Consider the following 23,236-nt stretch of genomic DNA (forward strand, 5'->3'; position numbering starts at 1 on the left):
TCGGCAACGACATCGAATGGCACCCGACCGACTACCTGGATCGCTACTACATCCTCGGCAGCATGGACGGCAATCACGTCGAGGTCACCGCCGAGTTCGCGGCCCAGCTGATCGAGCGCTGGCAAGCACAGGCAGCCGCGCAGCGCAGCAGCTGATCCGATTCCATCCGGGTCGGCTGCTGCTTCAGCCTTATGGCTGCACGCAGTGCTCACAAGCACCCCACGCCCGCTTCTCGATCCACCAGGTCCGCAGCTCGGCGTCGAATGCTGACCGAATGCCAAGACCGCCCGTCGGACGCTGGACAAACTCAGAGTCACGCAGGATGGAAGCAAGGCCGCGGAGCCGTACTTTCGCCGGCGGCGCGGCGTGCTGGTCAATCTCATCGGCTACGCCGTCGAATCAGGCGGACTCGATGCGAACCCGCTCGCCAAGCTGAACGAGAAGGCTCTGAAGAAGTCCGGCCCTATCGACAAGTCGGTGGTGCTCAATCCCGCGCAGGCTGCGGAGTTCTCTTAAGTCAAGCTGTCGATACCGCGCCAAGGATGGGCTTCGGTGGGTTTGGCGGCTACGCTGCGGATCATGGATGAGACGGCTGGGGGGGAGCGGCAGTCCGATTCGACCATGGCAAGACGACCTGGGAGATCCCCGAAGACCGGCTGAGTTTGCAGCAGGCGTGGGATACGGCGCACGCGGCTGCGGAGCGTGCGGCTAAGGACGGCGGCGACGCATGGAATGCCGCGAGCGAAACGTCTCAAACTGACGCTCGAACTCGACCGCCATCCCTGGCTGCGGGCCGCCATGGCGGCAGGGCTGCGCTTCCAGGCCGACCAGGCGCTAAGGCATGCGCACGCGCATCAGAGTGAGGATAGCGAAGCGGTGGCTTGTGCAGAGGCATAGCGATGCGTCAACCGGATCGCTCAGACACGCGTCAGGCAAAGAACCTGTCATACCGCGTGCTTACGTGACGCAGCGTGTCATGAAGTCGTAGGCATGAGAACGGCCCCCACTCAGGTGGAGGGCCGTTTCTGCTTTTGCAGCGGTGTGCCCCCGGCAGGATTCGAACCTGCGCACCCGCCTCCGGAGGGCGGTGCTCTATCCCCTGAGCTACGGGGGCGGCAACGGGAGGAACGATACCAGTTCTTGCGATGTGCCCGCGCACGGTTTGCGGCGCGGCTAGGCTGAGTGGCGTGACTGAAGCCGTGGAGGGTCGCGCTGAGCTGGGGGGATTGCCGGGCGCGCGGGCGCGGCGGGTGCTGGTGGTGGACGACAGCGAGGTGATTCGGCAGCTGATCGCCGTGAACCTGGAGCTTGAGGGCTTCGAGGTGTTCCTCGCCGAGGACGGCCAGGAGTGCCTGGAGGTCGTCGAGACCGTGTCGCCCGACGTCGTGACGCTGGACGTCGTCATGCCGCGGTTGGACGGGTTCGCTACTGCGGCGCGGCTGCGGTCGGGGGGCGCTACGCGGGGGCTGCCCATCGTGATGGTGAGCGCGTGCGCCCAGGAGGCCGATCTGGCGCGGGGGCGGGAGCTCGGCGTCGACGCCTATCTCACCAAGCCGTTCGATCCGGAGGAACTGGTGCGGGCTGTGCGGAGCGCTGTCGGCTTGGCTAGTTAGCTAGTTGGTCGGGCGGCGTTGCGATGAGAGGGCTATCTGCTGGTCCGTGATTGGGTGGCGCGCCAGCTTCGGGCTGAAGGGTCTTTGGCTCGTGAAATTGTGAATATCGCGATGCTAGAGATTGTGCGGTTGTGAAGCCTGCTGCTCGCTTCGGGAAGCGTCTGGGCTGGGCCATGGGGCGCGCGGGTCGTTCGAAATACACTGCTGCCCTATGACGACCCTGTCCGACTCGGTGGAGCCCGGTGACGCGACACAGTCTCCCGCGGCCTCTCCCGCCCTGCCGAGCCTGGCCGAACTGTACCTTCGGACCGCGCATCGCATCCGGCGCCGCTCGGCGCCGTCGTATGACCGCTTCGGGCTGACTGAGGCGCAGGCACGCGCGCTACGGGTGATCTCACGGTACGAGCGGCCGCGGATGGCTGACTTGGCGCAGGCGCTTGAGGTCGTACCGCGCTCTATCACGTCGATGGTGGACACGCTGGAGTCTGCCGGGTTCGTTGCGCGCGAGCCTGACCCGACCGACCGGCGGGCCACGATCGTGGTGCTCACGTCGGCTGGGGACGAGGTGCTGCGGCAGGTGGGGCGGATGAAGGCAGAGGCGGCCGAGCAGCTTTTCGCGAAGCTTTCGGAGAGTGAGCAGGGGGAGTTGCGCCGGCTGCTTGAGTTGCTGGACGCCGGGGAGGAGCCGTTGCCGGGGCGGCGGCCGAGGGGGAGGTAAGGAAGGTAGCGGAGGTAAGGAAGGTAGGGGGAGGAGAGGAGGTGGGGACGGCAGGATGGGGAGGGGAGAGGGGGATGGGGCGGGGCTGTGGATAACTGATTGGGGGTGGCCGGGGGCGTTCCCGTACCCTTGGCACGTGACCCCAGTTGAGCTTTCCGCCGCCGTGGTCGCCGCGCTCCAGAACGCTGTGGACGCCGGCGACCTCTCTGTTCCTGTGCCCTCGACCGTCACCGTCGAGCGCCCGAAGAACCGGGACCACGGCGACTACGCCACCAACGTCGCGCTGCAGCTCGCGAAGGCGGCCGGGAAGCCCCCGCGCGCGGTGGCGGAGGTGTTGGCGGGGCGGCTGGTGGCCACTGCCGGGATCAAGCAGGTCGATATCGCCGGTCCGGGGTTCCTCAACATCACGCTCGACGCGGCGGCGCAGGGCGAGCTGGCGCGGGCGATCGTGCTCGCCGGGGATTCGTACGGGCAGGGCTCGGCGCTGAGCGGGCAGAACATCAACCTCGAATTCGTGTCCGCGAATCCGACGGGGCCGATCCACATCGGCGGCGTGCGGTGGGCCGCTGTTGGCGACGCGCTCGCGCGGACGCTGCGGGCGGCGGGGGCGCAGGTCGGGACCGAGTACTACTTCAACGACGCCGGGTCGCAGATTGACCGGTTCGCGCGGTCGGTGCTGGCTGCTGCGAAGGGCGAAGCGATCCCTGACGACGGGTACGCCGGCGCGTACATCGAGAACATCGCGGCGCAGGTAGTCGCGAAGGCGCCGGACGTGCTGTCGCTGCCCGAGGCCGAGGCGCGGGAAGTGTTCCGGGTCGAGGGCATCGCCCTGATGTTCGCCGAGATCAAGCAGTCGCTCGCCGAGTTCGGCGTGCACTTCGACGTCTATTTCAACGAGAAGGAACTGCACGACAAGGGCGAGCTGGACGCGGCCGTCGCGCGGCTGCGGGAGCAGGGCCACATCTTCGAGCAGGACGGCGCGGTCTGGCTGCGGACCACCGACTTCGGCGACGACAAGGACCGGGTGGTCAAGAAGAGCGACGGCGACTGGACCTACTTCGCCGCCGACTGCGCCTACTACCTGGACAAGCGCAGCCGGGGCTTCGACCGGGTCGTCATCATGCTCGGCGCCGACCACCACGGTTACATCGGCCGGATCAAGGCCATGGTCGCCTGCTTCGGCGACGATCCCGAACGCAACGTCGAGATCTTGATCGGGCAGATGGTCAACCTGGTCAAGGACGGCGAGCCGGTTCGGATGTCGAAGCGGGCCGGAACCGTGGTGACGCTGGAGGACATGATCGAGCTGATCGGGGTCGACGCGGCGCGGTACTCGCTCGCGCGGGCGTCAGTGGACTCCTCGATCAACCTTGACGTCAACCTGCTCACCAAGCGGGCCAACGATAATCCGGTGTTCTACGTGCAGTACGCGCACGCGCGGATGTCCTCGGTGAAGCGGAACGCGGCGGAGCTGGGGATCGACAAGGGCGCGGCGGAGGACTTCGATCCGGGGCTCCTTGTGCATGAGAAGGAGTCGGAGCTGCTCGGGGTACTGGGCGAATTCCCGCGGGTGGTGGCGAGTGCGGCGGAGTTGCGGGAGGTGCACCGGATTGCGAGGTACCTGGAGGACGTCGCGACGGCGTACCACAAGTTCTACGACGACTGCCGGATCTTGCCGAGTGAGCGGTTCCCGGTTCCGGCGGAGCTGACGCGGGCACGGCTGTGGCTCGCGGAGGCGACGCAGACCGTGGTGGCGAACGGGCTGGCGTTGCTCGGGGTCTCGGCGCCGGAGCGGATGTAGCGGGCTGGGAGCGGGGGCGGACTGGTCGTCGGGGAAGCGTTGAAGACGGAGTAAAGGGACAGACAGATGAGCCGCGCTGCACACCCTGCGGGACCGCGTTACGCAGACGTCCTGCCCGGCGGCAGCGTGTCCGCGCCGCCGGCCGACCTCAACGCGCTGGAGGCGAAGGTCTGGCCTTCGTCAGCGCGGCGGGAGGAAAGCGGTGAGATGTCGGTCGGGGGGGTGCCGGTGCGGCGGTTCGTCGCCGAGCACGGTACTCCGGCTTATGTGATCGATGAGGCTGACTGGAGGACGCGGGCACGCGCGTGGCTCGCGGCCTTCGGCGACTACGACCCGGCCGAGCCTCCGGTGCACTACGCGAGCAAGGCGTTCCTGAGCAGGGGGGTCGCGCGTTGGGCGGCGGAGGAAGGGCTGGGGCTGGATGTCTGCTCAGGCGGAGAGCTGGCGATAGCGCTGGCCGCGGACTTCCCGGCGCACCGGCTCACTTTTCACGGCAACAACAAGTCGCGCGCGGAACTGGTGCGCGCGCTGGATGCCGGAGTCGGGCGCATCGTGCTCGACTCCTTCGAGGAGATCGACCGGCTCGCCGAGCTGGCCGCGGAGCGCAGGGTGCGTCCGCGGGTGATGGTGCGCATCACGGTCGGCGTCGAGGCGCACACGCACGAGTTCATCGCGACCGCGCACGAAGATCAGAAGTTCGGATTTTCGCTGAGCGGTGGACTGGCGGCGGAGGCCGTGCGACGCGTGCTCAAGCATGAGGCCTTGGATCTTGTGGGGATTCACTCGCACATCGGCTCGCAGATCTTCGACACCTCCGGGTTCGAGGTCGCGGCGCACCGGGCGGTGGGGCTGCTTGCGGGGATCCGGGACGAGCACGGAGTCAGGCTTCCGGAGCTCGATCTGGGGGGCGGGCTCGGCATCGCGTATACGAGTGAGGACGATCCGGCGGACGCATTCGACATCGTCGCGGGGCTCAAGGCCATCGTGGCGCGGGAGTGCTTCGGCTACGGGCTCGCGGTGCCACGGCTCACGGTTGAGCCGGGACGCGCGATCGCAGGTACGCCGGGCATCACGTTGTACGAGGTGGGGACGGTTAAGCCGTTGGATGGTCTACGGACATACGTGTCCGTGGATGGCGGCATGAGTGACAACATCCGTACCGCTCTCTACGACGCGGTATACACGTGTGCGCTCGCGTCCCGAACCTCCGAGGCGCCGCCGATGCTCGCCCGCGTCGTGGGCAAGCACTGCGAGTCCGGCGACATCGTGGTTCGCGACACCTGGTTGCCTGCCGACGTGGCCGCGGGGGACTTGATCGCGGTCGCGGCGACCGGGGCCTACTGCCGGTCGATGGCCTCCAACTACAACCACGCGCTGCGGCCGCCGGTGGTCTCGGTTCGAGACGGTGCGACGCGGCTGCTGGTGCGACGCGAGACGGAGGAGGATCTGCTGGCGCTCGACCTCGGATGAGGGGAGTGGCGGACCAGTAGGTGACCGATGGCGGCGGTAGACGCTGCGCGGCGGTGCTCGGCGGCGGCGGTGTTTCGCGCATCACGCGACGAGCGCGGTGGACGGGCCTGAGAATGGGGCAGGGTCTCGGATACTGGACCGCGGATACCGGAAGACGGACAGACCGGCGACACTTGCCGGGCAGGGCAAGCGGAGGACGAGGTTGGGAAGCATGAGCAAGCGCCCGCTGAAGGTAGCGCTGTTGGGCTGCGGGGTCGTCGGCTCCGAGGTCGCCCGGCTCATGACGACGACCGCCGACGACCTGGCCGCACGCGTCGGCGCCCCGCTGGAGCTGGCCGGCATCGCCGTGCGCAGGCCGAATAGGGTGCGCGACCTACCGGTCGACCCGGGGCTGTTCACCACCGACGCGCTGGGCCTGGCTACTCGTCCCGATGTCGATGTCGTGATCGAGGTCATCGGCGGCATCGAACCGGCCCGCTCGCTGCTGCTCGCCGGGCTCGCGAACGGCGCCAGCGTCGTCACCGCGAACAAGGCGCTGCTGGCCGAGGACGGCGCGACCCTGCACGCTGCCGCCGAGAAGCACGGCGCCGACCTGTACTACGAGGCCGCCGTCGCCGGGGCCATCCCGCTGCTGCGGCCGCTGCGCGAATCGCTGGTCGGCGACAAGGTCAAACGGGTGCTCGGGATCGTCAACGGGACGACGAACTTCATCCTCGACCGGATGGATTCGACGGGGGCCGGATTCGCCGATGCGTTGGATGAGGCCACGGCGCTCGGGTACGCCGAGGCGGACCCGACGGCGGATATCGAGGGTTTTGACGCGGCGGCCAAGGCGGCCATTCTGGCCGGTCTGGCGTTCCACACCAAAGTCACCGCAGCTGATGTCTACCGCGAGGGCATCACCGAGGTCACCGCTGCCGACGTGGCCTCGGCCCGCGAGCTGAACAGCGTGGTCAAGCTGCTGGCCATCTGCGAGCTCGACCCGATCAGCGAGGCGGTGACCGCCCGCGTGCACCCGGCGATGATCCCGCGGTCGCACCCGCTTGCCGGGGTACGCGAGGCTTACAACGCCGTGTTCGTCGAGTCCGAGGCCGCAGGTCAGCTGATGTTCTACGGCCCCGGCGCCGGCGGCGCGCCGACCGCGAGCGCGGTCCTCGGCGACCTGGTCGCGGTGTGCCGCAACAAGGTCAACGGTGGCCGCGCGCCCGCTGTCAGCTCCTACGCCGACCTGCGCGTCGGCTCGATGGGCGAGGCGCGCACCCGCTACCACATCTCGCTCGACGTCGACGACAAGGCTGGCGTGCTGGCGCAGGTCGCCCTGGTCTTCGCCGACCACGAGGTGTCGATCCAGACGGTGCGCCAGTCCGGCCGCGGCGACGACGCGCGGCTCGTGATCTCGACGCACGTGGCCACGGACGCCGCGCTCGCCGCGACCGTCGAGAGCCTGCGGGCGCTCGACACGGTGCGCGACGTGGCCTCCGTGATGCGAGTTGAGGGCGAATAGGCGGCACGCGGCGCGACCGGAGCGTCCGGCGGTGACCCAGCTTGGAGAGAGAAGAGAGCGAGATGGCTGCTGAGAGCCTGAGCCGGGCGCGTGGCGCCTGGCGTGGCGTCATCGAGGAGTACCGCGAGTGGCTGCCGGTCTCCGCGGCCACGCCGGTCGTCACCCTGGGCGAGGGTGGTACGCCGCTGGTACGCGCGAACCTGGTCTCCGAGCTGACCGGTTGTGACGTGTATCTCAAGGTCGAGGGGATGAACCCGACCGGTTCGTTCAAGGACCGTGGCATGACCGTGGCCATCTCCAAGGCCGCGCAGGAGGGCGCGAAGGCGGTCATCTGCGCCTCCACCGGCAACACCAGCGCCTCGGCCGCCGCCTACGCGGTGCGCGCCGGGATGATCTGCGCGGTGCTCATCCCGGACGGCAAGATCGCCCTGGGCAAGCTGAGCCAGGCGCTGGCTCACGGCGCGAAGATCCTCCAGGTGGCCGGCAACTTCGACGACTGCCTCACGCTGGCCCGCGACCTGGCGGACAACTACCCGGTCGCCCTGGTCAACTCGGTCAACCCGGCGCGGCTGGCCGGGCAGAAGTCGGCCGCCTTCGAGGTCGTCGACGCCCTCGGTGACGCCCCGGACCTGCACGTCCTGCCGGTCGGCAACGCCGGGAACATCTCCGCCTACTGGATGGGTTACACCGAGTACGAGAAGGCCGGGCTGTCCACCCACCGCCCGCGCATGTACGGCTTCCAGGCCGCCGGCGCCGCTCCGTTCGTCAGCGGCGCGCCGGTCACCAACCCGCAGACCATCGCCACCGCCATCCGCATCGGCAACCCCGCTTCCTGGGACCTGGCCATCGCAGCGCGCGACGAATCCGGCGGCCTGATCGAGTCGGTGACCGACCGTCAGATCCTCTCGGCATACAAGCTGCTCGCTGGACGCGAAGGCGTGTTCGTCGAGCCGGCCAGCGCCGCGGGCGTCGCCGGGCTGCTGAAGCTGGCCGAGGACGGCCGCCTGGCCCGCGGCCAGCGGATCACCGTGACGGTCACCGGCAACGGGCTCAAGGATCCGGACTGGGCCATCAACGGCGCGCCGACCCCGCCGAAGGTCCCCGTCGACGCGGCCGTGGCGGTCGGCGTCCTCGGGCTGGAGTGAGCCGGTTGGCCCTGCCCGAACCGTCACGTCCGTCCGAACCGCAGCGATCGGCGAACCCGCGCGCGCCGCGCTTCCGGCGCGAGCCGGTTACCGTCCGGCCCCCGGCCACCAGCGCCAACCTCGGCCCCGGGTTCGACGCCTTCGGGCTCGCACTCGAGCTGCGCGACGAGGTAGTCGTGCAGGTCACCGCGGAGCCGGGCCTGACCGTCGAGGTCACCGGAGAGGGCGCGCGACAGCTCCCGCTCGACGAGGGCCATTTGCTGGTACGCGCGCTGCGGGCCGGCTTCGACGCCCTCGGCGGGCAGCCTGCCGGGCTGCGAGTCAGCTGCCACAACCGCATCCCGCACGGCCGCGGCCTGGGCTCCTCCTCCGCGGCGATCTGCGCGGGCCTGACCGCGGCTCGCGAGCTGGTCGAGGGCGGCGCGTCAGTGCTCGACGACGACGCGCTGCTCGACCTGGCGAACCGGATCGAGGGACACCCCGACAACGTCGCTCCCGCGCTGCGCGGCGGCCTGACCATCGCCTGGCTGGAGCAGGACCCTGAGCAGGCTGCCGGGCTCGAACAGGGCTCTGTGGAAGCCCGGCTGTCCGAGGACCGACAGGGCACTGAACCGGCCTCCGCGGCGGCCGGGTTCACAGGCCGTCAGCCGGAGCACATGCGGGCCTTTGCGCTGCGGCTAGACCCGGCGCCGGATGTCGCCGCGGTCGCGTTCATCCCGCCGAACCGGCTGGCCACCGAGGTCGCCCGCGGGTTGCTGCCCGAGCAGGTGACGCACCGCGACGCGGCCTTCAACGCGGGCCGGGCCGGCCTGCTCACCGCGGCATTGACGGCCCCGGAACTCAGCCATCATCATCGGGCTGTACTCCTGCACGCCGCCACGCGCGACTGGCTGCACCAGGACTACCGCGCGGCGGCGATGCCGGACAGCGCGGCCCTGATCCGGCGGCTGCGCGCGGACGGGTTCGCGGCGTTCGTCTCCGGCGCCGGCCCGACCGTGCTGGTGTTCGCCGTCGGTCCGGACTGGGCCCGCAAAGCCGCCGACTACGCGCCTGAGGGCTGGGGCGTCACGGTTCTGACCGTCGCTTCCAGGGGCACGGCGGCCGATCAGCCGCCGGATGACACCGACACGCCATGATCTCGTCGAAGGTGGGGAATGCCACAATGGCTCAAGAGTGTTAATCTCGTAACTGCACCCGTTGTCCACGTCGGCCCGGAGTCCCATTCGGGCTCCGTCCGCGCGGCCACGGCAAGTGCTCCCCACCTGAGGACCGACGTCGTAACCCCATTGTGGATTTCCCTGATCCGATGGCGCCTGACGGCGACGGTCCAGACGGCCCCCTTTTCTGGCGCATTCAAGCGCGCCGCCGGACACGGTGCTCCCGCGATCCGGTATTTGAAACCCCGCCCCCGCGGTCGTCGCGGTGCCGAAACGGACACCGCCCGCCGGATCGGGGCACGACCGGTCGCCGAGCCGGGTACCACCCGGAACCGGCGCCCGCTCCAGGGAAGGACCCTTCGTGAGCGATACCACCGAACTGACCTCCGCCGACCAGTCCGCGGCTCGCGGCAGACGCCGCACCGGCACCGGACTGTCCGGCCTCCTGCTGCCTGAACTGCGACTCAAGGCCGCTGAGTTGGGCATCAAGGGAGTGACCCGGATGCCCAAGGGTCAGTTGATCGAGGCGATCCAGCAGCGCCAGGGCGCCACCGCGGGCAGCGGCTCGCGCGCCGCGGGGCCGGCGGCCGCCTCGACCGGAACCGCCGCCGGTGGTGCGGAGGGCACCGGCTCGAACGGTGCCGCGGCCACCCCGCAGGCGACGGCGTCCGCGCCCGCGCAGCGTGCCAACGGCCGCCGCCGGGCCACCTCCGCGCAGCAGCGCATCCCCGAGCAGCCCGCCCGCCGCGAGGAGGCCGCGGTCGAGACCGCCGCCGCCCCGGCGCAGAGCCGGGCCGCCGAGGCCGCTCCCGCCGCGGCCGCGCAGCCGGCCGCCGCCCAGAGCGGCTCGGCCCAGAGCAGCTCGGCCACCCAGCCGCAGGGCCAGCAGGGCACGCAGCCCGCGGCCGCGCAGGCGGGCAGCACGACCGCCACTGGCACGCAGCCGGGCGGCGCACCGGGCGAGGGCGGCAACCAGCCCTCCCGCCGCGAGCGCAACCGCGACCGCGGCAACAACCGCAACAACCGCGACCGCGGCGACCGCCAGCAGCAGCACCAGGGCGGCGAGCGCTCCGGCAACCGCGACAACCAGCGCGACAACCAGGGCGGCGGTCAGCGCGACAACCAGGGCGGCGGCCAGGACGAGGAGTTCGACGGCCGCGGGCGGCGCAGCCGCTACCGCGACCGGGACCGCAACAACCGGGGCCGGCGCGGCCGCGACGGCTACGACGCCGGATCGCCCGAGTCCACCCTCACCGAGGACGACGTCCTGATCCCGGTGGCCGGCATCCTGGACGTCCTGGACAGCTACGCCTTCGTGCGCACCTCCGGCTACCTGCCCGGCCCGAACGACGTCTACGTCTCGCTCGCCCAGGTCCGCAAGTACAACCTGCGCAAGGGCGACGCGGTGGTCGGCGCGGTGCGCCAGCCGCGCGAGGGCGAGCGGCGCGAGAAGTTCAACGCGCTGGTCAAGCTGGACAGCGTCAACGGAGTCACCCCCGAGGAGACCCGCGAGTCGCGCGACCCGCGCAGCCAGAACCACCGCCCCGAGTTCTCCAAGCTCACCCCGCTCTACCCGCAGGAGCGGCTGCGCCTTGAGACCGAGGCCGGCCAGCTGACCACCCGGATCATCGACCTGGTGGCCCCGGTCGGCAAGGGCCAGCGCGGCCTGATCGTCTCCCCGCCCAAGGCCGGTAAGACCCTGGTGCTGCAGGCGATCGCCAACGCGATCACCGTGAACAATCCCGAGGTCCACCTCATGGTCGTGCTCGTCGACGAGCGGCCAGAAGAGGTGACCGACATGCAGCGCTCGGTCAAGGGCGAGGTCATCGCCTCCACCTTCGACCGGCCCGCCGAGGACCACACCACGGTCGCCGAACTCGCCATCGAGCGGGCCAAGCGGCTGGTGGAGCTGGGCCACGACGTGGTCGTGCTGCTCGACTCGATGACCCGTCTCGGTCGCGCGTACAACCTGTCCGCGCCCGCCTCCGGCCGCATCATGTCCGGTGGTGTCGACTCGACCGCGCTCTACCCGCCGAAGCGCTTCTTCGGCGCCGCGCGCAACATCGAGAACGGCGGCTCGCTGACCATCCTCGCCACCGCGCTGGTGGAAACCGGCTCGAAGGCCGACGAGGTGATCTTCGAGGAGTTCAAGGGTACCGGCAACATGGAGCTCAAGCTCGACCGGCGCCTGGCCGACAAGCGCATCTTCCCGGCCGTGGACATCGACGCCTCCAGCACCCGGCGCGAGGAGATCCTGCTCGGCGCCGAGGAGCTCGCGGTCATGTGGCGCCTGCGCCGGCTGCTGCACAACATGGAGCAGCAGCAGGCCCTGGAGCTGCTCATCACGCAGATGCGCAAGACGAAGTCGAACGTCGAGCTGCTGATGCAGATCCAGAAGAACACCCCGGCGCGCGACGGCGAATAGGCGTCCACGCGAACGGAATATCCCGGGCTCCGGTGTCGTTGCGGCACCGGAGCCCAGGGCGGGAAAACGGACCATCGACAGCCGATCCGGCGGTAGCAAGATCACCGTTTTGGACAGCGCTCATTTGGATCGGGAGGCCCGGCCCTGGCAGACTGGTACGTCGGTCCCGGTTCACGCCCCGCGCGGGCGATCCGGCGGCCCCTTCGACCATGAGGAGCACATCGTGAAGTCCGGGATCCACCCCGATTACGTGGTCACCCAAGTGACCTGCAGCTGTGGCAACAGCTTCACCACGCGGTCCACCGCCAGCAACGGCCGGATCAGCACCGAAGTCTGCTCGCAGTGCCACCCCTTCTACACCGGCAAGCAGAAGATCCTCGACACCGGTGGCCGGGTGGCCAAGTTCGAGGCCCGCTTCGGCGGCAAGAAGAACTCCGGCAAGTAGCGCGCTTCGCGGCGTCGATGCCAGGCACCCGCTGCCGGCGTCGGCGCCGCTTCGTGTCAGTGGCCGGACGAGCCCGCGCGCCGCGCGGGAGGGACGAGAGGACGCAGCACCGTGTTCGAGGCGATCGACGAACTGTTGGCCGAGCACGCCGAGCTGGAGCAGCGTCTCGCCGACCCGCAGGTGCACGCCGACCAGGCGCTGGCCCGCAAGCTGGGCAAGCGCTACGCCGAGCTGACCCCGATCGCGGAGACCTACCGCGCCTACCAGACCAACGCCGAGGACATCGGGGCCGCACGCGAGCTGGCCCGCGAGGACCCGGCCTTCGCCGACGAGATCGACACCCTCCAGGAGCGGCGCGGCGAGCTCGAGCTGCGCTTGCAGCACCTGCTGATCCCGCGCGACCCGGACGACGACAAGGACGTCATCGTCGAGATCAAGGCGGGCGAGGGCGGCCAGGAGTCCATGCTGTTCGCCGGCGACCTGCTGCGCATGTACCTGCGCTACGCGGAGCGGCGCGGCTGGAAGACCGAGATCCTCGAGGCCACCGACTCCGATCTGGGCGGCTACAAGGACGTCTCGCTCGCCGTGAAGTACCGCGGTACCCCGCCGCCCGGTGAGGGCATCTGGTCGCGGCTTAAGTACGAGGGCGGCGTGCACCGCGTGCAGCGCGTGCCCGTCACCGAATCGCAGGGCCGCATCCACACCTCCGCAGCCGGCGTGTTGGTCATGCCCGAAGCGGAGGAGGTCGAGGTCGAGATCAACCCGAACGACCTACGCATCGACGTCTTCCGCTCCTCCGGCCCCGGCGGTCAGTCGGTCAACACCACCGACTCCGCGGTACGCATCACCCACCTGCCCACGGGCATCGTCGTGTCCTGCCAGAACGAGAAGTCACAGCTCCAGAACAAGGAATCGGCGCTGCGCATCCTGCGGGCCCGGCTGCTCGCCGCCGCGCAGGAGGAAGCCGACAAGGAAGCCTCCGACGCGCGCCGCAGCCAGGTGCGCACCGTGGACCGCTCGGAGCGCATCCGCACCTACAACTTCCCGGAGAACCGACTTTCCGACCATCGCACCGGCTTCAAGGCCTACAACCTGGACCAGGTGCTCGACGGCGACCTCGATCCGGTCATCCAGTCCTGCGTCGATGCCGACCTGGCTGCCAAGCTCGGCGCCCAGGAAGGTGGGAGCAGGAGGGTGGAGGCGTGACCGAACCGGCGCCGACCGCCGTGCCTTCTCGCGCCGCGGCCGCGGTTGACGCCGCGTCAGGCGGCGCCGCGTCAGCCGGTGACGCCGCCGCGCCCGCCGGGCGGCCGCTGAACCTGCTGCTGTCCGAGGTGGCGCTCGCGGCGGTACGCCTGGCCGAGGCCGGGGTCGACTCGCCGCGCGCCGACGCCGAGGAACTGGCCGCGTGGGTACACGGAGTGCGGCGCGGCGAGCTGCACACGGTGCGCGACGGCGACTTCGACGCCCGCTTCTGGGCCGCGATCGCCCGCCGGGAGAACCGCGAGCCGCTGCAGCACATCACCGGCCGCGCCTTCTTCCGCTACCTGGAGCTCGAGGTCGGCCCGGGCGTGTTCGTGCCGCGCCCGGAGACCGAGGTCATGGTCGGCTGGGCGATCGACCGGCTCCGAGACCTGGACATCGCAGAACCCGTCATCGTCGACCTGTGCAGCGGCTCGGGCGCGATCGCGCTGGCCATAGCGCAGGAGGTGCCGCGCTCCCGGGTGCACGCGGTCGAGCTGTCCGAGGACGCGCTGGCCTGGACCGGGCGCAACATAGCGAAGGTCGCCGAGGGCCGCCGGGTCACCCTGCACCACGCCGACGCGCGCACCGCGCTGTCAGAGCTCGACGGAACCGTGGACCTGGTCATCTCCAACCCGCCGTACATCCCGCTCGAAGAGTGGGAGGGCGTGGCGACCGAGGCGCGGGACTACGATCCGCAGCTGGCGCTCTTCTCCGGCCCCGACGGACTCGACATGATCCGTTCCCTCGAACGGACGGCGTTCCGGCTGCTGCGCCCGGGCAGCTGGGTGGCTGTGGAACACTCGGACCAGCAGGGCGGGGCGGTGCAGCGGATCTTCCTCGAGGAGCGCGGCTGGGCCGAGGCCGCCGACCACCGCGACCTGACCGGCCGCCCGCGCTTCGTGACCGCGCGCAAGGAAGGCCGTCGCGCGTAAGTAAGGTAAGCGCATCGAAGATGCCGCGCATGAGAGGTGCACACAGGTGAGCCGTCGCTACGACTGTTCGGATCCGGACCAGCGCACCGCCGGCCTTCGCGAGGCGGCCGGCTCGGTTCGCCGCGGAGAGCTGGTCGTGCTGCCCACGGACACGGTGTACGGCATCGGCGCCGACGCCTTCTCGGCCAGCGGGATCGCCGCGCTGCTGGCGGCGAAGGGCCGCGGCCGCGACATGCCGGTCCCGGTGCTCGTCGGCTCGCCCACGACGCTGCACGGCCTGGTCGCGCAGTTCCCTGAGGGCGGCTGGGACCTGGTGGACGCGTACTGGCCCGGCGCGCTGACGATCGTCACCCGGCACCAGCCCTCGCTCCAGTGGGATCTGGGCGACGCGCGAGGCACCGTCGCGGTACGGATGCCGCTGCACCCGGTCGCGATCGAGCTGCTCACCGAGGTCGGCCCGATGGGCGTCTCCTCCGCGAACCGCTCCGGCCAGCCGCCGGCGACGACCGCCTCCGAGGCCCAGGACCAGCTCGGCACCGCGGTGGAGATCTACCTCGACGGCGGGCCGACGGCTGACAACGTGCCCTCCTCGATCGTCGACCTGACCGGCGACGCGCCGAAGCTGCTGCGCGAGGGCGCGCTGAGCTTCGATCAGCTGACCAAGGTCGTGCCCAACCTGACCCGCTGACCGCGCCTCAGATACCTGACGCGCCAACGCGAGACCACGCGACTGCAACACCCGCCCGCGACACCCGCGACGCGCGCCGAGGCCCGGCTCCCTGACGAAGGGAGCCGGGCCTCGGCGCGTGCGGACAGTCGTACCCGCCGGATCAGGCCTCAGAAGTGCAGGACCTGGCCCGGGAAGATCAGGTTCGGGTTCGAGCCGACGGTCGACTGGTTCTCCTGGTAGAGGGTCTCCCAGTTCGAGATGCCCTCCTTGGCCGCGATGCCGGACAGCGTGTCGCCGGAGACGACGGTGTAGCTGTGGCCGGTGGTCTTGGCCGGGGCGGAGGTCGTGCTGGACTTCTGCACCGGAGCCGAGTAGCTGTGCTTGGCCGGCTTGTGGGTGCTGTAGTTCGAGCCGGAGCCCGAGCCCGCGCCGTTGGCGTTGGTGGTGGTGTAGCTGCCACCCGAGGTGTAGCCACGCGGGCCGCAGACGGGCCAGGCGCCGATGCCCTGCCCGGCGAGCACCTTCTCGGCGATCGCGATCTGCTCGGCGCGGCTGGCCTGGTTGGCGTACCGCGCGTAGGCGCCGCCGCCGTAGCCGAGCCAGGTCGACTCGGTGAACTGCAGACCGCCGTAGAAGCCGTTGCCGGTGTTGATGGCCCAGTTGCCGCCGGACTCGCACTGCGCGATGGCGTCCCAGTTGACCGAGGCGGCGTGCGCCGAACCCGCGGCCAGCAGCGGAATCGTCACTCCGGCACCGGCGACCGCCGCGCCGGCGATCATGCGGCGGGTGAAGGACGCCTTGCGGTGACGGCCGCCCGCAGCTTCTGCGGGCACGTTGGAAGCACGACGAAGGGACATGGAAAAGCGATTCCTCTCCCACGCCTGCGAAGTGAGCTGTCGGATTCGGGCCGGAGATGTGTGGCCCTACCGCGATGCGCGCGGATTCACCCCAAGCCGGACCTGCATCGGGCGCTGCCCCGGTTCCACCCGGCAGCCGCCCCCGTCCGGCGGAAAAAGTGGTTCCTCCGCTCCTGCCCGTCGGGTCTGGGTTACGGCGTGGACGGTGGGCAGGATTCGGCGTGCCGGCCACGGTGTCCGCGTTGGCGAACGGGATCGACCGTAGGCAGGCCGCGCGCCGAAACTCAACTTCGGGCGGCTGTGGGGGATCTCACATGAACGAACGGTCCTTGATTCGCGACTTTCTGTTGAACAGTAAGGCCTTTCTCGTCACGATCTGCACCAGAATCAGCACCCTCCGTCAAGGGCGTGGCGCATCGTGACGGAGGCACTACGGCTTTCCCGACGCGACTGCGCTTCCGTTCGGGTGACGCTTTGCCCGTGCCGTACCCGTCGGTGCGGCCTATGGTGTGAGGAAAGATCCGGCAATCACGGCAAACCGCGCGATCTTCCCGCGCGCCGAAGCTCTTGGAGCGTGGTCATGTCCCCAGTCGCCGCTCCCCGATCTACGTCGGCCGACCCGCTGGCCCCCTTCTTCGGACCGGACTACGGCGCGCTGGTGCGCACCGACCCGCAGATCGCGGGGGTGCTGCTGGACGAGCTCGAGCGCCAGCGCGGCTCGCTGCAGCTGATCGCCAGCGAGAACCCCACTTCGCCGGCCGTGCTGGCTGTGCTCGGCTCGGTGCTCTCCAATAAATACGCCGAGGGTTACCCGGGCCGCCGCTATTACGGCGGCTGCGCGCAGGTGGACGCCGCCGAGCGCCTGGGCGTCGACCGGGCGTGCGCCCTGTTCGGCGCCGATCACGCCAACATCCAGCCGCACACCGGGGCGGCCGCCAACCTCGCGGTCTACGCCGCGCTGCTCACCCCCGGCGACCGCGTGCTGGCCATGGCGCTGCAACACGGCGGCCACCTCACCCACGGCGCGCAGGGCAACTTCTCCGGCACCTGGTTCGAGACCGTCGGCTACCCGGTGCGGGAGGACACCGAGCTGATCGACTACGACCGGGCACGCGACCTGGCCCGTTCGCACCGGCCGAAGCTGATCATCTGCGGGGCGACCGCCTACTCCCGGCTCATCGACTTCGCCGCGTTCCGGTCGATCGCCGATGAGGTCGGCGCCTATCTCCTGGTCGACGCGGCGCACTTCGCCGGGCTCGTCGCGGGGCGCGCCATCCCCTCGCCGGTGCCCTATGCAGACGTCGTCACGTTCACAACGCACAAGACGCTGCGTGGCCCGCGTGGCGGGGCGATTCTGTGCCGTGCCGAGCTGGCCTCGGCGATCGACCGCGCGGTCTTCCCGTTCGCGCAGGGTGGACCGCTGATGCACGCGGTCGCGGCCAAGGCGGTCGCGTTCGCCGAGGCGTCCAGGCCCGAGTTCCGCACCTACGCGGCGCAGATCATCGCCAACGCACGGGCTCTGACGACGGCGCTCGCGCAGGAGGGCATGCGCCCGGTGTCCGGAGGCACGGACACCCACTTGGCCGTATTGGACCTGCGCGGCACCGCGGGAGTCGGCGTGCGGACCGCCGACGGCGCGAAGGTCACCGGACGCGAGGCGGAGCTGCGCTGCGAGCGCGCCGGAATCATGCTGAACCGCAGTTGCGTACCGTACGACTCGGCCAAGCCGATGGTCACCTCGGGCCTGCGGGTGGGCACCGCCACCGTCACCACCCAGGGGATGAAGGAACCTGAGATGCGCCGGATCGCCGCCCTCGTCGGTCGCGCGATCCGGGACGCCGACGGCGACGCCGCGCCGGACGTGCAGAAGGAAGTCGCCGAACTGGTCGACGAATTCCCGCTGTACCAGGCGTGACGATCACTCGGCGGCGCCGCCGCCGGGCAAACAGGTTGATCGGCCGTTCGAAGGCTCTAAGGTGCTGTAGCCGCGGTCCACGGGCAACCGGGCAGTGCGGGCGGGCGTCCCCTCTAATAGACGGGACCGGCGTACCCTGATCACCGACACGGACCCCGGGCCGGGAAGGCGGCGAGCGGAGCTAGATGCGCGAGTATCTGGTCGTCATGGCGGTCGCCTGGGTGGTCACCTACCTGACCACCGGGCTGGTTCGCGTGGCCGCCATCCGTTTCGCGCCGCCGCCGGAGTTGCGTGATCGCGACGTGCACACGGTGCCCACCCCCCGGCTCGGCGGGGTGGCGATGTACCTCGGCTTCCTCGCCGCGCTGCTGTTCGCCGCGCACCTGCCGATGCTGCACCAGTGGGTGTACAACACCTCACTCACGATCCCGGGCCTGCTGTGGGGTTCCGGCCTGCTGATCCTGCTGGGCGTCATCGACGACCGCTGGGGCGTGGACGCCCTCATCAAGCTGGCCGGGCAGGTCTTCGCCGCTTCGGTGATGGTGCTCAGCGGGGTGCAGATCCAATGGCTGCCGATCCCCGGCTACGGCACCGTCGTGCTCGACCCGACCAGTTCCGCCGTGCTGTCCATCCTCATCGTGGTCGTGATGATCAACGCGGTGAACTTCGTGGACGGGCTCGACGGACTGGCCGGCGGCATGTGCGCCATCGCCGCTCTCGCCTTCTTCGCCTACGGCTACCGGCTCCAGGTCGGCTACTTCATCTCCACCGCCGCCCCCGCGGTCATGATCGCCGCGATCGTGGCCGGGATGTGCTTCGGCTTCCTGTGCCACAACTGGTCCCCGGCCCGCATCTTCATGGGCGACACCGGCTCGATGCTGCTCGGCCTGCTGCTCGCCGCGATCACCATCCTCGCCATCGGGCAGGTGGACCCGGACCTGGTCATCCAGGCCGCGCACTCGCAGACCGCCGCGACGCACAAGAGCCTGGCCGTCTACATCCCGCTGGTGCTGCCGTTCTCCTGCCTGGCGCTGCCGATGATCGACATGATCATGGCCGTGGTCCGGCGCACCGCGGCCGGGCGTTCGCCCTTCTCCGCGGACAAGCAGCACCTGCACCACCGGCTGCTGCAGATCGGCCACTCCAGGCAGCGCGCGGTGCTGATCATGTACCTGTGGTCCTCGCTGATCTCCGCGGCCGTGATCCTGGCGACGGTCACCCCGCCGCACCGCCCGCCGATCCTCTACGCGATGGGCGCCCTCGGCCTCTGGCTGCTCGTGCTGCTGTTGCCACAGGCGCGCAGGCGCATGGACGCGCGCGCGGACCGGCGCACCGCGCGTCACGCCGCGGCTCGCGCGCGGCGCAGCGTCCCCGTCGCGACGGCCTTCAACGCCGAGAACGCGGTCGCCGGTCCGCACGGTGCGGCTAGGCCGCAACTGCCCGACCTCGTGCACAGCGCCGGGGAAACGCGGCGGCCGCACGGTTGAGCTGCGGTTGATGTAGTCAGTGGATGGATACACAACGAAATCAGGGCTTCCCGCGTGTCGTACGTGATCGAAACCACGCCGACCGGGTAAAGACGCGCTCTGCCGTTTGTGATAGGTTTCACGAGCAAGGAACCATCGAGGACGCGACCGCAGCCGATGGAACCTGCCCGCCCGCTCTTAATATGACGCTGCATATGACGCAGCCCGTGACCCCGAGCCCAGACCCCACGAGCCCTCCGGAGCCACACCATGCAGGCCGACGACGTCCGCGCGCTACGGCAATCCGCCGTGCCCACCGCGGCCGTAGGCGTGCTGTGTGCCGTCGTCGCCGCGATCGCGGCCGGCGGCAAGGGAGTGCTCGGCGCGGTGCTCGCGCTCGCGATGGTCACCCTGTTCTTCCTGATCTCCACGGTGGTGGTCGGCCGCGCCGCGCGGGTGAGCCCGCAGAGCATGATGATCACGGCGCTGGCCACCTACCTCGTCAAGATTCTGATTCTCGCGGTGGTCACCGCGCAGTTCCGGGACACCACGCTGTTCAACCCGCGGGCCTTCGGGATCACCGCGATCGCGTGCGTGCTGTGCTGGAGCGGCACCCAGGTGCGCTCATGGATGAAGGCCAAGACCTTCTACGTCGAGCCCGGGAAGCTGTGATCCCCGATGACCGCCATGCCTCGACGAGCCGCCGCCCGGATCAGCCACCGCGCGCGTCCCGGCCACTCGTTGCGGCGTCGCCGCGGAGCCGAACTGTGCCGGGAGCACGCGGGAGCGCGCACCGGGGCGGGCGATGAGCCCGACGACCCGAACACCCGCTGAGCCGCCCGCCGACGATGAGTCGGTGCTGGAGGAGGCCAAGCAGACCGACGCCACCATGTGGACCATCGTCGGGCACATGGTCTCGGCCATCGCCGTCTACGGCGGACTCGGCTACCTTCTCGGACGGTGGACCGGACACCCGATCCTGCTGCTGTTCGGCGTGCTCTTCGGCGTGGCGCTGTCGACCTGGTACACGATCCACACGGTGAGCAAGGCGGAGAACGGCGGCGGTCGGAAGAAGTGACGCTCCGCCCTACCCGCGCCGAGGCCCGAGCGAACCGGCGGTGAACAGACCGGTCGAATCGGTGAAAACGGGCCCGCGAATCGGCTCGGGCAGCCTCATACAGTTACAGTCCTCCAAGCCCACTTCAACACCCAGTCCCGCACCGGCGACTGCGATGCGCCAAGCCGAAGGAGTGAACCGGTGAGTACCACGGCAACCGCGAGCACCTTGCTCGCCTCCGGCTGCCACCTGGGCTCCGGGTGCGGGTTCCCCGCGCCGTCGCTCGATGACTTCTATTTCAGCCCGATCTTCTCGATCGGCGGGTTCCACTTCACCAAGCCGATGCTGATCGCCCTGGTGTCGGCCGGGATCGTGTGCGTGTACTTCTACTACGCGTTCCGCCGGCCGAAGCTGGTGCCGCGCGGGGCGCAGAACGTGGGAGAACTCGGATACCTGTTCATCAGGGATCAGATCGCGCGCCCGATGATCGGCAAGTCCGGCGACCGGTACGTGCCGTTCCTGTTCTCGCTGTTCTTCTTCATCTGGGTGATGAACCTGATGGAGATCATCCCGATCGCCCAGTTCCCGGCGACCTCGAAGATCGCCTTCCCGGCCGCGTGCGTGCTGATGACGTACCTGACCTACTGGTACCAGGCGATCAAGCAGAACGGGTTCGTCGGCTTCCTGCGCAAGGTGATCCCCACCGGGGTGCCGTTCCTGGTGCTGATCATCCTGATCCCGGTCGAATGGCTCAGGGTCCTGGTGATCCAGCCGTTCACCCTGATGGTCCGGCTGTTCGCGAACATGTTCGCCGGCCACATGCTGCTGGCCACGTTCATGATCGCGACCTGGTACCTGACCAGCGCCTCGATCGGCGCGCTTTTCGCGGCCGGATCCGCGGTGATGGTGGTCGTGCTGACCGCCTTCGAAATGCTGATCCAGGCCCTGCAGGCCTACATCTTCACGATCCTGACCGCGCAGTACATCGGCGAGTCCTACAACGCCGGGCACTGAGCCGCATACGCAAGACCCCACAAGCCAACCGGTGGAGAGCCCGCCGGTTCGACCAGAAGGAAACGCAACCCATGTCCGCTGTTGAAGTCATCGCCGGCGCTAACAACGTCACCGGTTCGCTCGGCGCGGTCGCGTACGGCCTGGCCGCCATCGGCCCGGGTGTCGGTATCGGTCTGATCTTCGGCCACGGCGTCGAGGCGATGGCCCGTCAGCCCGAGGCCGCCGGCATGATCCGCACGAACATGTTCATCGGCTTCGCGCTGACCGAGGCGCTCGCGCTGCTCGGCATCGTGATGCCGTTCGTCTTCAAGTAAGCCGCTCCTCACGGACGACTGCCTTAAGGAGGCAATACCGTGGGACCCCAGGTCATTTTGGCCGACCACAACCCGGTCCTTCCGGACGGCCCTGAGCTGATCCTCGGCATCATCGCGTTCGCGATCGTGTTCTTCTTCCTGTACGCCAAGGCGCTGCCGGGCATCAAGAAGCTGCTCGAGGAGCGCACCGAGGCGATCGAGGGCGGCCTGCTGAAGGCCGAGGCCGCGCAGGCCGAGGCCGAGCGGATCAAGGCCGACTTCACCGCGCGCCTGGCCGAGTCCCGGCACGAGGCGGCCGAGGTGCGGGCCAAGGCCCAGGCCGAGGGCGCCGCGCTGGTCGACAAGGCCCGCGAGGAGGCGAACCGGCAGCGCGAGTCCATCGTGGCCGCCGGGCACGCGCAGCTGGCCGCCGACCGCAACTCCGCGGTCGCCGTGCTCAAGGCCGACCTCGGCAAGCTGGCCGTGGAACTGGCCGACAAGATCGTCGGGGAGCGCGCGGCCGACGCGACGCTGCAGGAGCGGATCATCGACCGCTTCCTTGACGAGCTCGACGGCCGGCTCGGCGTCGAGGGCGCGCGCGCCGGCGGGGCCGGAGCCGCACCCGCGGCGGAGCAGGTGGGCTGATGCGCGGCGCGAGTCGGGAATCGCTCCAGCAGGCGCAGGAGGCGCTGGCCGCGCTCACCGCGGTGCCGGCGACCGACGTCACCAAGCTGTCCGACGACCTGGCCGCCATCGGCGCCCTGCTCGACGGCGACGTGGCGCTGCGCCGGCTGCTGACCGACCCGTCCCGGGACCCGGAGCAGCGCGCCCGGCTGGTGACCACCCTGCTGTCCGGCAAGGTCGGCGACCCGGCCGTGGAGCTGGTCGCGGGCACCGTGCGCGGCCGCTGGTCCGCGCCGCGTGACCTGGCCGACGCGCTCGACGTGCTGGCCACCGAGGCCGAGCTGGCCCTGGCGGAGCGGGCCGGGACCCTCGACGCGGTCGAGGACGACCTGTTCCGCTTCGGCCGGATCCTGGCCGCGGAGCCGGAGCTGGCCTCGGCCCTGTCCGAGCGCATCCCGGCCTCGCAGCGCACCGCGCTGGTGGACTCGCTGCTCGCGGGCAAGGCGAACCCGTCGGCGCTGCGGCTGATCCACCGCCTGGTGGCCGCTCCGCGCGGCCGCAACGCGGTGCACGGGGTCGAGGAGCTCAGCCGGATCGCGGCCGAGCGCAGGTCGCGGGTCACCGCCCTGGTCACGGCCGCGGTGCCGCTGACCGAGGCGCAGCGCTCGCGGCTGACCGGGATCCTGGCGCGGGCCTACGGCCGGGAGATCCGCCTCAACGTCGAGCTGGACCAGGCGCTCATCGGCGGCATGGTCATCCGGATCGGCGACGACATCATCGACGGCTCGGTCGCCGGGCGCCTCAACGAGGCCGCGCGGCGCGTGTCGCAGTAGCGGATTGATGACCAACCGTCAGACGTAGCCCTCCGACCGAGGGCGTGCAGTA

22 protein-coding genes, 1 tRNA gene and 1 riboswitch are annotated in these 23,236 nt (G+C 70.0%); of the genes, 21 read left to right on the forward strand and 2 right to left on the reverse strand.

Annotated elements, in window-relative coordinates; genetic code table 11:
• The first annotated feature begins 366 nt into the window (after positions 1-366).
• The gene (locus VFA06_RS14225; RefSeq protein WP_324841023.1) at positions 367-516 is read left to right on the forward strand and encodes a hypothetical protein; all 150 of its coding nucleotides are present in this window, start codon (positions 367-369) and stop codon (positions 514-516) included.
• Between the two features lie 526 nt (positions 517-1,042).
• On the opposite strand, the gene VFA06_RS14230 is transcribed toward VFA06_RS14225, so the two are convergent.
• A tRNA-Arg gene (locus VFA06_RS14230) sits at positions 1,043-1,114 on the reverse strand.
• A 136-nt stretch (positions 1,115-1,250) separates the two neighbouring features.
• Between VFA06_RS14230 and VFA06_RS14235 the strand changes: the two genes are divergently transcribed.
• From VFA06_RS14235 to VFA06_RS14290, 12 genes are all read left to right on the forward strand, one after another.
• Positions 1,251-1,613 (forward strand): response regulator, encoded by a 363-nt coding sequence (locus tag VFA06_RS14235; protein ID WP_349260182.1) that lies wholly within the window; start codon positions 1,251-1,253, stop codon positions 1,611-1,613.
• A gap of 211 nt (positions 1,614-1,824) precedes the next feature.
• Positions 1,825-2,331: a MarR family transcriptional regulator gene (locus VFA06_RS14240; protein ID WP_324841025.1), complete on the forward strand. Its 507-nt coding sequence runs from the start codon at positions 1,825-1,827 to the stop codon at positions 2,329-2,331.
• 136 nt (positions 2,332-2,467) lie between these two features.
• A complete protein-coding gene (gene argS, locus VFA06_RS14245) occupies positions 2,468-4,132 on the forward strand; it encodes an arginine--tRNA ligase (RefSeq protein WP_324841026.1) in 1,665 nt (554 codons plus the stop codon).
• Positions 4,133-4,198: 66 nt separating this feature from the next.
• Positions 4,199-5,602, forward strand: a complete 1,404-nt coding sequence (gene lysA / locus VFA06_RS14250) for a diaminopimelate decarboxylase (protein ID WP_324841027.1) — start codon at positions 4,199-4,201, stop codon at positions 5,600-5,602.
• A 211-nt stretch (positions 5,603-5,813) separates the two neighbouring features.
• Positions 5,814-7,106 (forward strand): homoserine dehydrogenase, encoded by a 1,293-nt coding sequence (locus tag VFA06_RS14255; RefSeq protein WP_324841028.1) that lies wholly within the window; start codon positions 5,814-5,816, stop codon positions 7,104-7,106.
• Between the two features lie 62 nt (positions 7,107-7,168).
• Positions 7,169-8,251, forward strand: coding sequence for a threonine synthase (thrC, locus tag VFA06_RS14260; protein WP_324841029.1), 1,083 nt, complete (start codon positions 7,169-7,171; stop codon positions 8,249-8,251).
• 5 nt (positions 8,252-8,256) lie between these two features.
• Positions 8,257-9,387, forward strand: coding sequence for a homoserine kinase (thrB, locus tag VFA06_RS14265; protein WP_324841030.1), 1,131 nt, complete (start codon positions 8,257-8,259; stop codon positions 9,385-9,387).
• A gap of 382 nt (positions 9,388-9,769) precedes the next feature.
• On the forward strand, positions 9,770-11,833 hold the full coding sequence (rho, locus tag VFA06_RS14270; RefSeq protein ID WP_324841031.1) for a transcription termination factor Rho: 2,064 nt from the start codon (positions 9,770-9,772) through the stop codon (positions 11,831-11,833).
• Positions 11,834-12,056: 223 nt separating this feature from the next.
• Positions 12,057-12,278: a 50S ribosomal protein L31 gene (gene rpmE, locus VFA06_RS14275; RefSeq protein WP_324841032.1), complete on the forward strand. Its 222-nt coding sequence runs from the start codon at positions 12,057-12,059 to the stop codon at positions 12,276-12,278.
• A gap of 111 nt (positions 12,279-12,389) precedes the next feature.
• Positions 12,390-13,484 carry a peptide chain release factor 1 gene (prfA, locus tag VFA06_RS14280; protein WP_324841033.1) on the forward strand — a complete coding sequence of 365 codons (1,095 nt, stop codon included), beginning with the start codon at positions 12,390-12,392 and terminating at the stop codon, positions 13,482-13,484.
• A 107-nt stretch (positions 13,485-13,591) separates the two neighbouring features.
• Positions 13,592-14,455, forward strand: coding sequence for a peptide chain release factor N(5)-glutamine methyltransferase (prmC, locus tag VFA06_RS14285; RefSeq protein ID WP_349260183.1), 864 nt, complete (start codon positions 13,592-13,594; stop codon positions 14,453-14,455).
• A 46-nt stretch (positions 14,456-14,501) separates the two neighbouring features.
• The gene (locus VFA06_RS14290; RefSeq protein ID WP_324841035.1) at positions 14,502-15,143 is read left to right on the forward strand and encodes an L-threonylcarbamoyladenylate synthase; all 642 of its coding nucleotides are present in this window, start codon (positions 14,502-14,504) and stop codon (positions 15,141-15,143) included.
• A 149-nt stretch (positions 15,144-15,292) separates the two neighbouring features.
• Here VFA06_RS14290 and VFA06_RS14295 read toward each other — a convergent pair whose 3' ends face one another.
• Entirely contained in the window at positions 15,293-15,982 is a 690-nt protein-coding gene (locus VFA06_RS14295) for a transglycosylase family protein (protein ID WP_324841036.1), read from the reverse strand.
• 8 nt (positions 15,983-15,990) lie between these two features.
• Positions 15,991-16,191: riboswitch (cyclic di-AMP (ydaO/yuaA leader) on the reverse strand.
• A gap of 371 nt (positions 16,192-16,562) precedes the next feature.
• On the opposite strand from VFA06_RS14295, the gene glyA reads away from it, so the two are divergent.
• From glyA to VFA06_RS14335, 8 genes are all read left to right on the forward strand, one after another.
• The gene (gene glyA / locus VFA06_RS14300; protein ID WP_324841037.1) at positions 16,563-17,897 is read left to right on the forward strand and encodes a serine hydroxymethyltransferase; all 1,335 of its coding nucleotides are present in this window, start codon (positions 16,563-16,565) and stop codon (positions 17,895-17,897) included.
• Positions 17,898-18,082: 185 nt separating this feature from the next.
• The gene (locus tag VFA06_RS14305; protein WP_324841038.1) at positions 18,083-19,384 is read left to right on the forward strand and encodes an MraY family glycosyltransferase; all 1,302 of its coding nucleotides are present in this window, start codon (positions 18,083-18,085) and stop codon (positions 19,382-19,384) included.
• Positions 19,385-19,633: 249 nt separating this feature from the next.
• Positions 19,634-20,035, forward strand: a complete 402-nt coding sequence (locus VFA06_RS14310) for a hypothetical protein (protein WP_324841039.1) — start codon at positions 19,634-19,636, stop codon at positions 20,033-20,035.
• 133 nt (positions 20,036-20,168) lie between these two features.
• Positions 20,169-20,441, forward strand: coding sequence for an AtpZ/AtpI family protein (locus VFA06_RS14315; protein WP_324841040.1), 273 nt, complete (start codon positions 20,169-20,171; stop codon positions 20,439-20,441).
• Between the two features lie 180 nt (positions 20,442-20,621).
• Entirely contained in the window at positions 20,622-21,434 is an 813-nt protein-coding gene (gene atpB / locus VFA06_RS14320; RefSeq protein WP_324841041.1) for a F0F1 ATP synthase subunit A, read from the forward strand.
• A 71-nt stretch (positions 21,435-21,505) separates the two neighbouring features.
• Complete coding sequence (atpE, locus tag VFA06_RS14325; protein WP_324841042.1) at positions 21,506-21,748, forward strand: ATP synthase F0 subunit C; 243 nt, start codon at positions 21,506-21,508, stop codon at positions 21,746-21,748.
• 39 nt (positions 21,749-21,787) lie between these two features.
• A complete protein-coding gene (locus tag VFA06_RS14330) occupies positions 21,788-22,372 on the forward strand; it encodes a F0F1 ATP synthase subunit B (protein WP_324841043.1) in 585 nt (194 codons plus the stop codon).
• Positions 22,372-23,184, forward strand: coding sequence for a F0F1 ATP synthase subunit delta (locus VFA06_RS14335; protein ID WP_324841044.1), 813 nt, complete (start codon positions 22,372-22,374; stop codon positions 23,182-23,184). The genes VFA06_RS14330 and VFA06_RS14335 overlap by 1 nt, the downstream gene beginning before the upstream one ends.
• Positions 23,185-23,236: the final 52 nt, after the last annotated feature.

Source organism: Actinocrinis sp., assembly GCF_035653575.1.
In the GTDB taxonomy this organism is placed as follows: Bacteria; Actinomycetota; Actinomycetes; order Streptomycetales; family Catenulisporaceae; genus Actinocrinis.

What these genes read in the sequence shown, in the direction of transcription:
- VFA06_RS14240 (WP_324841025.1), top strand. Translation starts at nt 1,825, where the DNA reads ATGACGACCCTGTCCGACTCGGTGGAGCCCGGTGACGCGACACAGTCT.
- lysA (WP_324841027.1), top strand. Translation starts at nt 4,199, where the DNA reads ATGAGCCGCGCTGCACACCCTGCGGGACCGCGTTACGCAGACGTCCTG.
- VFA06_RS14255 (WP_324841028.1), top strand. Translation starts at nt 5,814, where the DNA reads ATGAGCAAGCGCCCGCTGAAGGTAGCGCTGTTGGGCTGCGGGGTCGTC.
- thrC (WP_324841029.1), top strand. Translation starts at nt 7,169, where the DNA reads ATGGCTGCTGAGAGCCTGAGCCGGGCGCGTGGCGCCTGGCGTGGCGTC.
- VFA06_RS14295 (WP_324841036.1), bottom strand. Translation starts at nt 15,982, where the DNA reads ATGTCCCTTCGTCGTGCTTCCAACGTGCCCGCAGAAGCTGCGGGCGGC.
- glyA (WP_324841037.1), top strand. Translation starts at nt 16,563, where the DNA reads ATGTCCCCAGTCGCCGCTCCCCGATCTACGTCGGCCGACCCGCTGGCC.
- VFA06_RS14305 (WP_324841038.1), top strand. Translation starts at nt 18,083, where the DNA reads ATGCGCGAGTATCTGGTCGTCATGGCGGTCGCCTGGGTGGTCACCTAC.
- VFA06_RS14310 (WP_324841039.1), top strand. Translation starts at nt 19,634, where the DNA reads ATGCAGGCCGACGACGTCCGCGCGCTACGGCAATCCGCCGTGCCCACC.
- VFA06_RS14315 (WP_324841040.1), top strand. Translation starts at nt 20,169, where the DNA reads ATGAGCCCGACGACCCGAACACCCGCTGAGCCGCCCGCCGACGATGAG.
- atpE (WP_324841042.1), top strand. Translation starts at nt 21,506, where the DNA reads ATGTCCGCTGTTGAAGTCATCGCCGGCGCTAACAACGTCACCGGTTCG.
- VFA06_RS14335 (WP_324841044.1), top strand. Translation starts at nt 22,372, where the DNA reads ATGCGCGGCGCGAGTCGGGAATCGCTCCAGCAGGCGCAGGAGGCGCTG.